The 14,649-nt window shown below is 45.2% G+C and carries 13 protein-coding genes; 3 read left to right on the top strand and 10 right to left on the bottom strand.

All coding sequences use genetic code 11. The annotated features are described in order from the left end of the window. Positions 1–10 precede the first annotated feature (10 nt). On the top strand, positions 11–1,534 hold the full coding sequence (locus tag BMX95_RS12740; RefSeq protein ID WP_081204830.1) for a hypothetical protein: 1,524 nt from the start codon (positions 11–13) through the stop codon (positions 1,532–1,534). Here BMX95_RS12740 and BMX95_RS12745 read toward each other — a convergent pair. The 3 genes from BMX95_RS12745 to BMX95_RS12755 form a co-directional block, all read right to left on the bottom strand. Then, positions 1,494–2,087 carry a protoglobin domain-containing protein gene (locus BMX95_RS12745; protein ID WP_081204829.1) on the bottom strand — a complete coding sequence of 198 codons (594 nt, stop codon included), beginning with the start codon at positions 2,085–2,087 and terminating at the stop codon, positions 1,494–1,496. The genes BMX95_RS12740 and BMX95_RS12745 overlap by 41 nt on opposite strands. Before the next feature lie 135 nt (positions 2,088–2,222). Continuing rightward, a complete protein-coding gene (locus BMX95_RS12750) occupies positions 2,223–2,771 on the bottom strand; it encodes an HAD family hydrolase (RefSeq protein WP_081204828.1) in 549 nt (182 codons plus the stop codon). A gap of 372 nt (positions 2,772–3,143) precedes the next feature. Further along, positions 3,144–5,180: a glutaminase domain-containing protein gene (locus BMX95_RS12755; protein ID WP_081204827.1), complete on the bottom strand. Its 2,037-nt coding sequence runs from the start codon at positions 5,178–5,180 to the stop codon at positions 3,144–3,146. 146 nt (positions 5,181–5,326) lie between these two features. On the opposite strand from BMX95_RS12755, the gene BMX95_RS12760 reads away from it, so the two are divergent. Next, on the top strand, positions 5,327–7,909 hold the full coding sequence (locus tag BMX95_RS12760) for a calcium-translocating P-type ATPase, PMCA-type (RefSeq protein ID WP_081204826.1): 2,583 nt from the start codon (positions 5,327–5,329) through the stop codon (positions 7,907–7,909). Here the strand turns inward: BMX95_RS12760 and BMX95_RS12765 are convergent. The 3 genes from BMX95_RS12765 to BMX95_RS12775 form a co-directional block, all read right to left on the bottom strand. Beyond that, entirely contained in the window at positions 7,906–8,991 is a 1,086-nt protein-coding gene (locus BMX95_RS12765; protein WP_081204825.1) for a sialidase family protein, read from the bottom strand. The genes BMX95_RS12760 and BMX95_RS12765 overlap by 4 nt on opposite strands. Before the next feature lie 2 nt (positions 8,992–8,993). Further along, positions 8,994–9,761, bottom strand: a complete 768-nt coding sequence (locus BMX95_RS12770; protein ID WP_133054098.1) for a hypothetical protein — start codon at positions 9,759–9,761, stop codon at positions 8,994–8,996. 356 nt (positions 9,762–10,117) lie between these two features. Continuing rightward, positions 10,118–10,336, bottom strand: coding sequence for a hypothetical protein (locus BMX95_RS12775; RefSeq protein WP_081204823.1), 219 nt, complete (start codon positions 10,334–10,336; stop codon positions 10,118–10,120). A gap of 104 nt (positions 10,337–10,440) precedes the next feature. Between BMX95_RS12775 and BMX95_RS12780 the strand changes: the two genes are divergently transcribed. Then, entirely contained in the window at positions 10,441–11,070 is a 630-nt protein-coding gene (locus BMX95_RS12780; protein WP_081204822.1) for a phosphoribosyltransferase, read from the top strand. A 115-nt stretch (positions 11,071–11,185) separates the two neighbouring features. On the opposite strand, the gene BMX95_RS12785 is transcribed toward BMX95_RS12780, so the two are convergent. From BMX95_RS12785 to BMX95_RS12800, 4 genes are all read right to left on the bottom strand, one after another. Next, positions 11,186–11,539, bottom strand: a complete 354-nt coding sequence (locus BMX95_RS12785) for an HPF/RaiA family ribosome-associated protein (RefSeq protein WP_107686061.1) — start codon at positions 11,537–11,539, stop codon at positions 11,186–11,188. Between the two features lie 169 nt (positions 11,540–11,708). Further along, the gene (locus BMX95_RS12790) at positions 11,709–12,512 is read right to left on the bottom strand and encodes a universal stress protein (RefSeq protein WP_081204820.1); all 804 of its coding nucleotides are present in this window, start codon (positions 12,510–12,512) and stop codon (positions 11,709–11,711) included. A gap of 255 nt (positions 12,513–12,767) precedes the next feature. Next, complete coding sequence (gene thiH / locus BMX95_RS12795) at positions 12,768–13,889, bottom strand: 2-iminoacetate synthase ThiH (RefSeq protein ID WP_207631733.1); 1,122 nt, start codon at positions 13,887–13,889, stop codon at positions 12,768–12,770. Then, on the bottom strand, positions 13,873–14,646 hold the full coding sequence (locus tag BMX95_RS12800; protein WP_081204819.1) for a thiazole synthase: 774 nt from the start codon (positions 14,644–14,646) through the stop codon (positions 13,873–13,875). Before BMX95_RS12800 ends, thiH begins: the two co-directional genes overlap by 17 nt. Between the last annotated feature and the right edge of the window lie 3 nt (positions 14,647–14,649).

Below are 14,649 nucleotides of genomic sequence, written 5' to 3' on the forward strand. Positions count from 1 at the left end.
TACGACCGCAATGATCAGCAAAATATCCTGGTTACAACGTCTTAAAGATAGTTTTACCAGTCAACCGACAGCTACCGAATCCTTTTCACGATTCCTGATAAAAGACAATCTCAATAAAAAATACCTGCTGATAGCAACAGCAGGTATTTTTATTCAGTTTATCCTGTTCAAGCTTTGTTACCCGTTTGCCGATTATTTTAACGACAGCTATACTTATATCGATGCGGCTGCTCACAATTACCCCATCAGCGTACGGCCATTGGGGTTCTCCCGTTTTCTTTCGCTGGTACATCATTTATCCTCCTCCGACACAGCCCTTGTTTTCATTCACTACCTGACCATACAGCTCGGGTTATTGTATTTATTTTTTACACTCCGGTTTTTCTTTCCCCTGCGCAACAGCATCAGTCATGTGTTGTTTGCGCTGCTGATCTTTAATCCGGTTACCTTATACTTAAGCAATTATGTAAGCAGTGATGCCATGTTTGCGAGCGTGAGTATTGTCTGGTTCACCTTACTGATCTGGCTTATTAACCGGCCTACCTGGACCCGGCTTTTAGTAATGGCAGAATTGCTGTATCTCCTGTTCCAGTTTCGTTATACGGCATTGTACCTGCCATTGGTAACCATACCAGCCATATTGTTCAGCCGGCGGAACTGGTTTTTCAAAATTTCAGGAATTGTGTTGGTAGTAGTGCCCATGTACTTAGGCATGCAACATATAAAAAATCTGACGTATAAGGATACAGGTACCCGGGTATTTTCCGCCTTCGGCAGCTGGATGGCCACCAATAATGCGTTGCAGATGTACCCCTATATAAAAGTGCAGGATAAAGACCTGCCTACAGCGGACTGCATTGCATTCAATAAAATAGTGAAACAATATTTCGATACCCTGCCTGCATCTGCAAGACCCGGTCCCGTTGATTTATTGTGGCTTGACCATTCACCACTTAAAACGTATATGCATGCCCTGCAAAAACAAAAAAAGATCAATGGGTATTTCAGGGCCTGGCATGCAGTGGCGCCTGTTTTTATGCAATACAGCAATACCTTGCTGTTACAACACCCTGTTGCATATATGCGATATTATATGTTGCCCAACGCAAAGACATTCTTTTTGCCGCCGCTGGAGTGTCTTCTTTCCTATAACGAACAGAAAAACACCGTAGATTCTGTTGCGATGAAATGGTTCAGATATAAAAGTAACCGGGTTACCTCCATAAACAAAACAATTCAGGCTTCCATATTAAGTCCCATGCCGGGCCTGTGGTTGCTTTCGAATATTATTTTTTGCGGAGCGCTGGTCTTCGTATTGGCCCGGGCAAAACGTTATAGGCTTTCACCTGTCTTAATACGCACGTTATTAATAGCCGGGGCTTTCTGGGGCACTCACTTTTGCTTTAGCATTTATGCCGCATCGATCGTTTTCCGGTTTCAGTATTTCCCCATGATCGTTACTGTTACCTTTTCCCTGATACTGATCAACATCCTTACCACTCATGATCGCAATAAGCCCGTGTCCACAATGTAACATGTAGCAACACTGCTTTACACCACGCCTTGTGCATTTTTTCGATAACGCCCAGGCTGTGTCCGTTTTTAGCCATAAATGGTTTTATGGAGTCGTTTATTACGGCGGTAAATGCAATTACATATCGCATAGGAATAAACGGCGCCGCATCGGCGTTATCTGTTTTATTCTTTTTGGCCGACATATGGCGTAAGCCGATCTCATGCTGATAATTCAACCAATCCTGGTCATATGGTTTGTAGCAAAGGTCCATGATCCATTGTTTGAACCGTTCCTTTACCCTCGTTTTATATTGTTCGTCGGTTTTACCGGCATCGTTTTTAAAATAATACGCCAGGTGCGGCATTGAACTGATGACCCCGCGCCACATATTTACAATAGACTCGGTTTGCGGCTCCAGCACATCGCCTGCCATTCGTAAGTACTTTTGATCGTCTGAATCGAGGGTAATGGTTTGCTTCAACAGATCCAACTCTTTCACAGTAACCGGTGAGGTGGCTAATTCATTTGCACCATAGTCGTACCCGGCGATATTGTCCACTACTGTTTCCATAACTAATTGTTTTTATTTGCTTTAAACAAATCTTAAAAAACCGTACCATCTGGGATTACCGGTCTGGCAGGCAAAAAAATACCCAGGGAAACAGGGGCTGCCGCTCGTGATGAATGAATCGGGTAACTATTTCTATTAAGAGGAGAAATTCCGCCAGCCACGTTTTTCTACAGTCCGCACATTGGCTGTTGTTTTAAAGGTCAGCAGGTAATTAAATAAAAATTGAAGTTCTTTATCATTTCCATCGCCGGTGAACTCCTTTATATAAACTGCATTTCCATAGTTGGTCCTTGCCTTTTCCGGCGAATCATCCACTATCAGGATCTGTTCAAGACGAAATCCTTTTTTCTTTAGCTTATCGAGTCTTTTTTCGTAATAATAAGTATCATATTCATAATCCCGCTTCATGGTGCATTTGCTACGTCCCCATACCACCAATGGTTCTATTGTTGCGGGCATAATATGATCAACTATTTCTGCCACATAATCATCGCTTGCCGAACTCCAGATGCCTATCGTAAAATGCCGGGCAATATCACTTAAAAAGGAACGCACGCCCGGCCGCTCGTAAACATAATAGGCATCGAACATAAAATGAGCGGGGTAACCCAACTCAGCGCCATTCGCATGAATCAATGTTTCATCCAGATCAAAAATTATCAGCTTATCCGACTTACTTTCCATAAGGTTAAGATAGTAAAAATGAGCAATTGTGTCTAAAACGGCCAAATATCGGAACCAAACCAATATAGTACTGGAACACTATATTGGTTAAATATAGTATTCCAGCACAATATTTCCACTTTATAAAGTTATAACACTATACTTCCTTCGCCAGACCTTCCTCTCAATAAACAATTCACCCGCCCGATTCCCGCCGCGCCCGCCAAAATAGTTCATATTAGTTTCAGGTTACAGGTTGGGGTCCTTATTGCAGACAATCAATTAACCTTTATATTTCCCCTGGTGCAGCAAGCTAAAATCGAAGCCAACAAACTCAATAACTAAATTACTCAAGAACCCGCTTTTAACTTGTTAACTGATCAACTGATCAACCTACTTCCCCCTCGTCCATTTCTTATCGAGCATACGCATAAAATAACCACCTACTACGCTGCGGGCCTGAAAGCCTACCTGTTTTCCATTGGTAGTTTCGTGCCAGTCGCTCAGCGGTACCCGGGTTGGCGTTTCTGTAAGGTAGGTATAAAGCGGGTCTGTGAGCGCTTTAAAAGCCGTTGAATCGCTTGTCAGCGTGGCAGTCCAAATGATCCAATCGCTTTTAGTATAGGTTTTACGGCTATCCAGTGGCAGCCCAAAGGTATTTTGTCTGGTGAGGTAGTATTTTATCTCTTTGTTAGATACTTCGGCCGGAAACAAATGCAGGTTCAATACCCGGTCCCAAACCAGGTTATACTTTTGGCTCCAGGTGTTTTTATCTGAAAAAGTGAGGGAATAATGATCGCCATCATTGGCCATATGCATCCATTTTTTTGCCATGTTAATAGCTGTGGTGCGGTATTTCATACTGGTGGGCACATCATGCATCATTTCGGCCAGCATAGCGTAACAGCCTATAGCGACAATAGCCTTTACCGATAAATTCGCATTGCGTGCCAGGTGACCGGCAAAATCATCGGTGCACAACTGGTTGGCAGGATCAAAGCCTTCTTTCTCCAGGTATTCGACCCAGGTGGTCAGCGTTTTCCAGTGCTTTCTGGCGTAATTGGCGTTTCCTTCCGTTTTGGCAATTGCCGCTGTTAAAATGAGCATATTGCCCGATTCTTCTACCGGCATGTCTTCTCCATAGGTTTGTCCGTTGGCCAATGGATAGGTGCCCAGGTCATGCGCGGCAAATGGCTTAGCAAATTTGCCGCTTTCAGAATAATAAAAGATACCATTCAGCATACCCTTTAACAGATCGGGGTTGTACAGCAGGTACAAGGGCGCTGATGGATATGTTACGTCTACTGTATTGATGGAACCGTTACTGTAGTTCTCTTTCGACAGGAATAAGAGTTCCCCTTTGGGGTCCTTTACGATCTTATGCGCCGCAATGCTCTGACGGTAAGCGGCCACGCATAACTGCGCATATTTTTCGCCACCGGCCTTCACCGCATCTGCATACATTTCTTCATCAAATGCAATACATTGTTTCAGCACGCTTTTATAATCGGCTGCAGCATGGGCCAGTTCTTTTTCTATGGTACGTCCTTCGGTGCGCCAAACCGGTGGCAGGTTCTGGCCAAAATACTGCACAGAATAAACGTCGTCGTACGCCAGCATGATGACCTGTTCGAATGGCCTGTCCTTGAGCCGCAGGGGCGTTAACCCGGTGCGTAAGACCATTTGTTTCCCCGTTATGGAATCAGGCAATACAGCTATACTACGCTCGCCATTGTCGATGCTCAGGACGGGCAATACCTCCTTTGTAGCAACATACAAATAGCCCCAGTCGATCCGCAGGTCATCCCCTTTTTTCTGTAATACCGGTTGTTCTACTGAACCTGCTTTCAACATCTTTAATTCCTCCTGCTTACCTGGGTATATTACGCCTTTTACTTCCTGATCCGGTTTATTAACACATAAATTGGTTGATACATCGAAATCAACACCTGCCAAATGCACTTTACCATCTGTTGCCTGCATTGTAAAGCTTACATAAGAAACCGGTCTTGTCAACAGCGTCCAGTTGTTCAATAATAAAGGGGAAGTAAATTGAACCTGGAGATCTACAGGCCCACAGGTATATTTATAGATGGTTCGGGTGGCAGTAACAGTTATTCCGTTCAATTTGGGCACGCCCACCGGCGGCATTTCTTTATCAGCGACCCGTTTTTCAATGATCGCTTTCAGGTCAGGCCGCCACTCCCCCATGAACCGGAAAATCTGTTTATCGACCGTGATCCAGCCGGTCAGCGACTGTTCGGAACCCGTCCAGTGTCTGGTAGTACTGGCAGCAGGGTCATCAGTAAACGACCATACGCTGAAATAAGGATCATGGGTGATCAGCGGGTAAGCAGGCATTTTCTTTACCTGGGCGGAAATAACCATTGAAAAAAGGAGGAAAACCGGTAGCAAAATGGTATTTTTCATATGTGCGAAAGGTAATTAACGTGATAACAACTGATAAAGATCAGGCAGCAATATTGCATGTGTTAATATGCAATTTACATATATGACCGAATTTACTGCGTTAGCAAATTAAAAACAGCTCACCCGTATAAAAATCTTGTTATAAAATGAACTGGCACACCTCCTCTATAGATGCTATTTTCAAGGAACTTCAAACCAATGCAGATGGACTGGCGGCCGATGAAGTGGCTAAACGAATTCAACAGGTTGGTCCCAATCAGCTGCAGGAAAAAAAGAAGAAACCGGTTTGGCTGTTGTTGTTGATGCAGTTCAAAGACGTGATGATCCTGATATTAATTGTCGCAGCCATTGTATCGGGTGTTGCCGGCGATCTGAAAGACGCGCTTGTAATATTGATAATTATTATCATCAATGCCATTGTGGGCTTTGTACAGGAGTACCGCGCCGAAAAAGCGATAGAAGCCCTGAAGAAACTGTCGGCAGCCATGGTAAAGGTGCGCCGGAACAAACAGGTAACGCAAATTGCCGCTACGGAAATAGTTCCTGGTGATATCATCCTGCTGGAGGCGGGTGATATGGTAGGTGCAGATATCCGCATTTTAAGAAGCAATGCCCTGAAAATTGAAGAAGCTTCTCTGACGGGTGAGTCGCAGGGAGTCGACAAATCGACCGGGGCCCTGCTGGAGGAGGACGCGCCGCTGGGCGACCGTACCAATATGGCTTATAAAAGCACGCTGGTTACCGCCGGTAACGGTGCCGGGGTGGTGGTAGCCACCGGCATGCAAACCGAGATCGGAAAAATAGCCGGCATGTTACAGGAAGGCGAATCGGTAACCCCACTGCAAAAGCGTTTGGCCGATTTCAGTAAAAAATTGTCCTTTGTAATATTGGGCATTTGTGTAGTGTTATATGTCATTGGTTTATTACGGGGGGTAGACCCATTGACCATGTTGCTTACCACCATATCCCTGGCAGTAGCCGCAATTCCCGAAGCACTGCCTGCCGTTATCACCATTGCGCTGGCACTGGGAGCTAAAAAACTGGTGCGCAAAAAAGCATTGATCCGAAAATTACCGGCAGTTGAAACGCTGGGTTCCGTCACCTACATCTGCAGCGATAAAACCGGTACACTTACCCAAAACCAAATGACGGTGCAGGCTACCTGGCAGTATGAACAATTCGGGCTGTCCATTCCGGCAATAAAAAAAGAACAATCTTTATTGCTGGTAATGGGATTGAACCACGACTCCCAAAAAGACCATACAGACAACGACAAACGAAAAGGCGATCCCACCGAAGTAGCGCTTGTAGAATATGCCCTGCAACAGAATGGGTATAATGACAGATGGGAGCAGGATTTCCCCCGGGAGCAGGAACTGCCGTTCGATTCGGACCGTAAGCTGATGACCACGGTGCACAAGACGAACGGCCAATACCTGGTGATCACCAAAGGGGCGCTGGAGTCGATCCTGAAAATATGTAAAACAGGCGATCAACAATGCATCAACGATCAAAGTAATAAACTGGCCGAAACCGGACAGCGGGTAATTGCCTACTCCTGCAAACTGATACAACAGTTACCCCAAAAAGGAGACCAGGCCGCCCTGGAAAGTGATCAGGATTTTTGCGGGCTGGCAGGCATGATCGATCCGCCGCGGCCGGAAGCGCGTCAGGCCATTGCAGAATGCAAAACGGCAGGCATTGTGCCGGTACTAATTACCGGCGATCATCCTGTAACAGCAGCAGCCATAGCCCGCGATATGGGCATTCTGCAAAGCAAGGACGACAGAACCATAACGGGCGCCGAGCTGGCAAAACTATCAGATGAAGAACTTGACAAAAGCATCACACAGATAAAAGTATATGCGCGCGTATCGCCCCAACAAAAACTGCGGATAGTTGAAACCTTACAAAAGAAGCACCAGTTTGTAGCCATGACGGGTGATGGGGTGAACGATGCACCCGCTTTAAAACGTGCCAATATCGGCGTTGCCATGGGCATTACCGGAACCGATGTTTCGAAGGAAGCAGCTGCGATGATCCTGCTCGACGATAATTTCGCCACCATTGTAAAAGCTGTAAAAGAAGGCAGAAGGATCTATGATAATATTCGAAAATTCATCCGGTATGTGCTGGCCTGTAATTTTGCGGAGATCCTGACCATCTTCATGGCACCGGTAGTTGGTTTGCCTATTCCGTTGTTACCGATCCATATCTTGTGGATCAACCTGGTAACGGATAGTTTACCCGGGCTGGCACTGGCGGGTGAAAAAGCAGAACCCAGGATCATGCAGCGGCCGCCACGCGACACCAATGAAGGCATATTTTCACATGGCCTGGGATTGAACACCATTTGGGTGGGGGTCTTAATGGCTGCAGTAGGACTGGTTACACAGGCCTGGGCCATTCATATTGGGGATGCTCACTGGCAAACCATGATCTTTACCGTATTATGTTTTAGCCAGATGGGACATGCGCTGGTATCGCGCAGTGAAAGCGAATATATTTTCCGGTTAGGGGTGTTTTCGAACCGCAATCTTATTGGCGCTATTGCGCTCACCTTCATTTTACAGATTGCGATCATATATATGCCGGCCCTGAATAAAATATTTAACACAGCCCCACTTACCATTACGGAACTGGGACTGTGTTTATTGATCTCCACCATCACGTTTCATGCGGTGGAGCTGGAAAAATTTATTAAGCGCAGATCGGGGAAAATCAATTAATCTACTAACATGTATGGATAGGGATACAACAGCACTTTCCAGTTAACACCCCCATCAGCTGTTATATACAGCTTCTGATCGCCGTACATGATACCGTTCTGTTCATCCTGGAAATGGATCTTTTTCATGTTGAGGTATTCAGTCATATTGTCTGAAACCGTGTTCCAGGTTACACCGGTATCTGTACTTTTCATAACACCGGTACTGGAAACGCCATATACTGTTGCTGGGTTAACCATATAGGCACTGGCCAGTTTCAAATCGGCAGCAGGCTTCTTCCAGGTAGCGCCACTGTCGGTAGAGATGTAAACATTGCCTGCATCTTCAATGGCTGCGATATTACCTTTTTTACCTATCTGCAGACCGTTAATTACGCGTTTATCAATGGCAACCGGTTCACTCCAGGTACGGCCGGTATCTCTTGTTTTTGTAATAAAGGTGCTGAAGGCGCTGTTCTTGTACAACAGCATCCAACCGGTTTTATTATTTACGAACTGCATGTTCAACGGCTGAAAGGCATCATCGTACCAGATCACCCGGCTGGCAGTTGCGGTATTAAGATTAAGCTGGTAATACTGGCGGCTGTCCGCCTCGGTATTTGATTTTTGCTGATAAGACAGCATAACGTTGTTGCTGTCGATAAAAGCTGTGCATACCAGTTCGGTGCTATAAAAACCCGTAGTGCTGATCACTGGTGCAAAGGTTTTCGGAGCAACGGAAGCCCAGGTTTTACCATAATCCAGGGAATAATTGATCACCGGCGCAGCAGACGTACCCGAAGCATATACAACAAAACTTCTGCTATAGCTATACGGGGTCAATTTCGGTTTAGGCAGCGAAATACCGGCGTTTGAAAAGTTTACGAACTGATCGGCGGTCTCAAAATAGTTTTTATCCGAAAAACCTCTGATACCAACGATACTATCAAGCCGCACATTGATCAGGCTATTATCCTTTATTAATATTTTAAGTTTTGAATCCAGGATTGGTGTAGTTGGGATACCCGATACCATGAACCTGTCTTTATCACCACATCCCCACGCTACAGCACCCATCACCAAAAGGAAGTATAGTTTTTTCATAGTTATTTTTTGAAATTGAGATTAACGCCCACGCTCAGGTTTATTGAACTACAGTCGTATACTTTTTTCTCTGGCATATTCAAACCGGCTGCCAGTCTTTCCTGTACCAATTCAGGATTTACTGTCAGTTCGGGTTTATAGTATTCGTAATCCAGTTTAACGTACAGATCACCGGAACGAACCACCATAATACCGGCATCGATTGAATAACTGCTGCCAGTTAATATTTTACCGTTTGTCGTGAATTGAGGGGTAGAAGTTTTCTCGTCGCTTTTTGGGGTAACTGTATTTGCCGACCAGTTGTTATCAGCTCTTATAATGGGGAAAAAAGAGAGATTATTTTTTGTATAGGCCTTGTATTGCAGTTCAAGCCCGGCTTTAAACGTGCGGAACGCTTCGCGTTTGCTTTCACCCAGGTCGCCGGTTTTCCAATAATATTTTATTCCGCCGGCAGGACGAAGCCACAACTTGTTGTTCAGAAAAGCTGTTTTAAAACCGATAGAGCCGGTAAAACCGCCCTTGAAAGCTTGTTTAAGATCAGTACCGGGATTAGAAAAGCCTGCATCGATATCAATGGCATACTTCCATTGCTTTTTAACCTTTGGCTTTTTTTGTTTTCCATTATCGAGCGTTATCAACGGCGACGCAATGGTTGACGTATTTGACGTTGATGTTTGCGGTGCGGCAGGCGCCTCCTGTGCTAGTGCGGCACGCTGGATAAACAACATAGAAAAGACCCATAGGATACAACGGATACAAAGGGTTTTCATTGGATATTTTTTAATAGTCTTACTACAAAAAATAAGATAAATGCGCACCGGTTCTGTGCCAGCCGCCATTCATCCCATCTTTATATTTACATTAATCAATATGTGAAATAAACTACAGTATCAATGCCATACGCCTGCTTTCCCCTTTTCAAACTTCGTTCACACATGTATTGGTACTTTAGACGGACTATAAAACGTAAATACCCGTTGTAGTATTGTTGGGAAAACTAATTTCCCATTGTTTTCTTTTGACTGATAGACTGTTATGAGTTGATGTATTATTGTAAGTTGATAAGTTAACAGGTTAACGAGTTGACAGGTTAACCTGTTCTTCTGCCTTCCGCCCTGCTCTCTGCCTACTGCGGACTAATAGGTTCATCCTGTTTCCCTGGCTCTTCCTCCGGTTCCGGAACAGGGATCTCACTGGGTGAAGTACCACCCGGATCATCTTCCGGCACAATTTCAGGCTCTTCAAACGGCCCTATGGGTTTACTTGGCACTGTCTCGGGTGTAATTTCCGGTTTTTCGGGTGTAGGAATTTCGGTTGGTTTATTGGGGTTTGTCTTCTTGGCCATAGTATTTGTTTAGGGCAGAAATGCAAAAGCCATTCCACCCAGAATGCCTGATATCTAAACAAACAGGAACCAAACCACTGGCACGATTGTTCCATATTTAATACATGACTTCAAAGCCAATATTCCAGGACCGCATCGATGCCGGGCTCGCCTTGTGCCAGCATTTACAACATTACAAACATGTTGACGGTATAGTACTGGCTGTTCCCCGCGGCGGTGTTCCGGTTGCATTACCGGTAGCTGGCATTTTACAATTACCACTTGAGCTTATTCTCTCTAAAAAGATTGGTCATCCCATGCATAAAGAGTTTGCCATTGGTGCGGTAAGCCTCACAGGACAGGTCCTCTCGCCCAATGCATTTGCATCGGATGAATATATTCAACAGGAAACCCTGCACATACGACAGCAATTAAGGGCCATGTACAAAAAGTTCATGGGCAATAAACAGCCAACGCCCATAAAAGGGAAAATAGTGATTGTAATCGATGACGGTGTTGCCACGGGCAATACATTGTTAAGTACACTTGAAATGATCAAAAAAGAAGGGCCTAAAAAACTGGTGATCGCCGTGCCTGTGGCCTCCAAACAAGCCGCACAAAAATTAAGCGAGGTAGTGGATGAATTTGTTTGCGTATGGATCCCCTCCCACTTTCGTTCAGTAGGCGAGTTTTATTCAGATTTTACCCAGGTAAGTGATGAAGATGTTATTACAATGCTTACACCCCCGAAATAGTTCCAAGTTCTAAGTTGAAAGTTTAAAGTTGAAAGTTTAAAGTTGAAAGTTTAAAGTTCAACATTTCGGGTTCTGTAACTTACAGCCTGTATTCGCTTAAAGCTTACAGTTGCATTCAAACTTTAACCGTACTCGTTATCTGATCGGGTAATCCTTGCTGTTGTTTGGCCTGTAACTGTACAGCCCTTTCCAACTCATCTACGGCCAGGCAGGCGCTTTCGTTAAAACTGCCCGATCGCCGGTGTACGAACAACGAATCGCCATACAACGTAAGCCTCATTTCGCAGATCTTGTTCTCGTGTGGCATGGCAGCAGCATCATCACGCAGAATAATTTCGGCTTTTACAATATCCTTAATGAGGTGGGAAAAAGACAGCACTTTCTCCTTAACTGGTTTTAATATGGATTCATTTACATCAGAATGCGGGGCATGAATCTCAATAATCATTGACTCAAATCGGAATGCCATATAAAGTATTGTATACCTAAGTTACGATTATAAATGCATAAAACGCACGCCCATAGCGGGTTTAACACTTGTTGTTCAAACAGGAAATACCTGGATCAAAGTCCCATAACAACATGATAGATAATGCGTTTCCCATCAACACTAATTATGAGTGATGAAGAAAGGCAGATCAACGCCTTTTAAAAGCGGCTGTTGCCGGCTTCACCAGCTCCGACAACCCATTTCGGCCATAGGCGCCCATTACAACAATGGTATGCTGCCGGTCGTGCAGGAACGTGAATAATGCTTCTGTAGCCTTACCCTGCAACACCTTGAAACCAATGCTGGAATAATGCAACCGGAGCCATTTACCCAGGTGGTCCTGCTCGGTAACAGGCATATCATCGTCTTTATTTACCTGTAGTACGATGGCCTTTTTCTCTGCCAGCTCGGGGAATAGATAAGTGAACTGTTTGATGGCAAAAACAGCTGAGCGGCTGCCATCATATGCAAAAACAATCTCCTTTATTTCTGCCAGACTGTTAGGCGCCACCAATACGGGACATTCCGCTGCTGCCAATACATCTTTTACAAATGGTGTAGGCGTATCCTTCCATTTTCTTTCGCGCGTTGCGGAAGCCTTGATGATCAGCAGATCGGCAAAACGGCTTTCTTCGATGACCGATTCACTTCCATAACTGTTATTATTGAATTGTACCTGGCAACGCACGCCTCTCACCGCGCAGCTTCTTTTAAACTGCGTAATATGATCTTCCAGTTGTTGCAGGGTAATATTTGGGCCCGCACTGTAAACGGGCGGTTCTTCAATATAAGGCGCGCCAAACTCCATTTTCGTGTCTGGCGCTTCTTCTTCATAATTACCAAAAAACAAACCGGTTAATGAGGAATGAGAAAGCGTTGCAAAATTGCAGGCGAAGTGTATGATTTCGGTATCGACGTGTGCCGCATCGAGTACCAGCAGGATCTTTTTCATGGTGCTTGATTTTAGATCAAAGCTATCCTACTGGTACGCCCCGTTATATGATGTTTATTAGGATGAATAATGATTATGATCAGAAGAAGGCAAAGGGCAGAAGGCAGAAAACCTCAGCGCGGCCCCCGGAACCGTATCATACCTTTCAACTCCGTCAACCCTATCAACTTTAACTTTTCACCCCGAATCCACTTGCATTTGACCTGATTAACTTGTTAACTTGTCAACTTGTCAACTTGTTAACTTGTTAACTTGTCAACTAAGAACCACATCCCAATCCTTCCACACCGGTTCATAACCTATTGATGAAATAACACGGGCCATTTCGGCCGGACTGCGTTCATCGGCTATCTCAAATTGTTCGAGCGATTCCGGTTCCACCGCATAACCGCCCGGATTGGTCTTTGATCCCGCGCTGATAGAAGTAATGCCTAATTGCATTACATGGTCCCTAAAGCGGGGTAATTCCCTTGTAGATAACGATAACTCCACTTCCTGGTTAAAGATGCGCCAGGCGCAGATCAACTGCACCAGCTCCCGATCTACCATCTCTACTTTGGGTTCCAGTCCACCGGAGAAAGGCCGCAGGCGCGGGAAGGAAATACTGTATTTTGTTTGCCAGTACGTACGTTCAAGGTATTGCAAATGCAAGGCCGTGAAGAAAGAATCGGTGCGCCAGTCTTCCAAACCTATCAGAATACCCAAACCAATCTTATGCACGCCTGCTCTGCCCAACCGGTCAGGTGTTTCAATACGATATTGAAAATTCGACTTCTTGCCTTTCGGGTGGTGCTTTTTATAATCTTCGCGGTGATAAGTTTCCTGGTATACCAATACGGTGTGTAACCCTTCTGTGATCAGCTCCCTGTAATCCGCTTCATCGAGCGGTTGCACTTCCATGGAAATATGCGCAAACTGTTTCTTCAACAGGTTGATGGCATTTTTAAAATATGGTACATGCACCGTCTGATTGGCTTCCCCGGTTACCAGCAATACATGTTCATACCCCATCGACCTGATGGCTGTTGCTTCCTGCAGCATTTCAGTAGCCGACAGCGTTCTGCGCCGCACCTTGTTATCGAAGCTGAACCCGCAATAGGTACAAATATTATTGCACTCATTGCTCAGATACATGGGTACATATAACTGGATCGTTTTCCCAAAACGTTGCTGTGTGAGTTGTTGGCTCAACCGCGCCATCGGTTCCAGGTACGGAGCGGCAGCGGGCGAAATGAGGGCCATAAAATCATCCAGCGTTCTGCTTTGCCGGCCCAGCGCTGTTTCAACGTCGGCGGCGGTTTTGCTATAAATACGCTGCTTTACCTCATCCCAGCTGTATTGATTGAATATGTCGATAAAACTAACCATGGTATTCATCTAAAAATGCCGTTAATGGACTACTTGCAATAGCGGTGTTCAATGGTTGGGCCAACCGTGCTTCGTAAGCTATTCTTCCTGCTTCTACGCCCATTTTAAAAGCAGTGGCCATTTGTACCGGCTGACCGGCAACTGCAATGGCTGTGTTCACTAAAACGGCAGCTGCACCTATCTCCAATGCTTTGGCCGCATCAGATGGCGAACCAATGCCTGCATCCACTACTACCGGCACCTTGCTTTGTTCTATAATGATCTCCAGAAAGTCGATTGTTTTTAACCCCTTGTTACTGCCTATGGGTGAACCAAGCGGCATTACCGCTGCAGCGCCGGCTTCTTCGAGGCGCTTACACAAAACCGGATCGGCATGAATATAGGGCAACACCACAAAACCCATTTTTACCAGTTCTTCGGTTGCCCGTAAGGTTTCAACCGGATCGGGCATCAGGTATTTGGGATCCGGATGTATTTCGAGTTTCAGCCAGTTTGTTTGCAAAGCTTCGCGTGCCAGCTGCGCGGCAAAGATGGCTTCTTTGGCAGTACGTACCCCCGAGGTATTGGGCAACAGGTTGATGTGTTTATGTTGCAGGTGACTTAAAATATCATCCTGCGGATTGTTCATATCAACCCGTTTCAAGGCAACCGTTACCAGTTCTGAACCGGATGCCAGCAAAGCATCTTCCATTACCCCGGTGGAACTGAATTTACCGGTACCAGTGAATAAACGGGATTTGAATGTTTTATCTGCTATTGTTAACATGTC

Origin of the sequence: Niastella yeongjuensis (genome assembly GCF_900110245.1) — a bacterium.
Classification (GTDB): Bacteria; Bacteroidota; Bacteroidia; order Chitinophagales; family Chitinophagaceae; genus Niastella; species Niastella yeongjuensis.

Excerpts from the sequence above, each read along its gene's own strand:
- BMX95_RS12740 (WP_081204830.1), top strand. The coding sequence starts at position 11 with ATGATCAGCAAAATATCCTGGTTACAACGTCTTAAAGATAGTTTTACC.
- BMX95_RS12790 (WP_081204820.1), bottom strand. The coding sequence starts at position 12,512 with ATGAAAAAGATCCTGCTGGTACTCGATGCGGCACACGTCGATACCGAA.
- BMX95_RS12745 (WP_081204829.1), bottom strand. The coding sequence starts at position 2,087 with ATGGAAACAGTAGTGGACAATATCGCCGGGTACGACTATGGTGCAAAT.
- BMX95_RS12755 (WP_081204827.1), bottom strand. The coding sequence starts at position 5,180 with ATGAAAAATACCATTTTGCTACCGGTTTTCCTCCTTTTTTCAATGGTT.
- BMX95_RS12765 (WP_081204825.1), bottom strand. The coding sequence starts at position 8,991 with ATGAAAAAACTATACTTCCTTTTGGTGATGGGTGCTGTAGCGTGGGGA.
- BMX95_RS12770 (WP_133054098.1), bottom strand. The coding sequence starts at position 9,761 with ATGAAAACCCTTTGTATCCGTTGTATCCTATGGGTCTTTTCTATGTTG.
- thiH (WP_207631733.1), bottom strand. The coding sequence starts at position 13,889 with ATGAATACCATGGTTAGTTTTATCGACATATTCAATCAATACAGCTGG.
- BMX95_RS12800 (WP_081204819.1), bottom strand. The coding sequence starts at position 14,646 with ATGTTAACAATAGCAGATAAAACATTCAAATCCCGTTTATTCACTGGT.
- BMX95_RS12780 (WP_081204822.1), top strand. The coding sequence starts at position 10,441 with ATGACTTCAAAGCCAATATTCCAGGACCGCATCGATGCCGGGCTCGCC.
- BMX95_RS12750 (WP_081204828.1), bottom strand. The coding sequence starts at position 2,771 with ATGGAAAGTAAGTCGGATAAGCTGATAATTTTTGATCTGGATGAAACA.
- BMX95_RS12760 (WP_081204826.1), top strand. The coding sequence starts at position 5,327 with ATGAACTGGCACACCTCCTCTATAGATGCTATTTTCAAGGAACTTCAA.
- BMX95_RS12775 (WP_081204823.1), bottom strand. The coding sequence starts at position 10,336 with ATGGCCAAGAAGACAAACCCCAATAAACCAACCGAAATTCCTACACCC.
- BMX95_RS12785 (WP_107686061.1), bottom strand. The coding sequence starts at position 11,539 with ATGGCATTCCGATTTGAGTCAATGATTATTGAGATTCATGCCCCGCAT.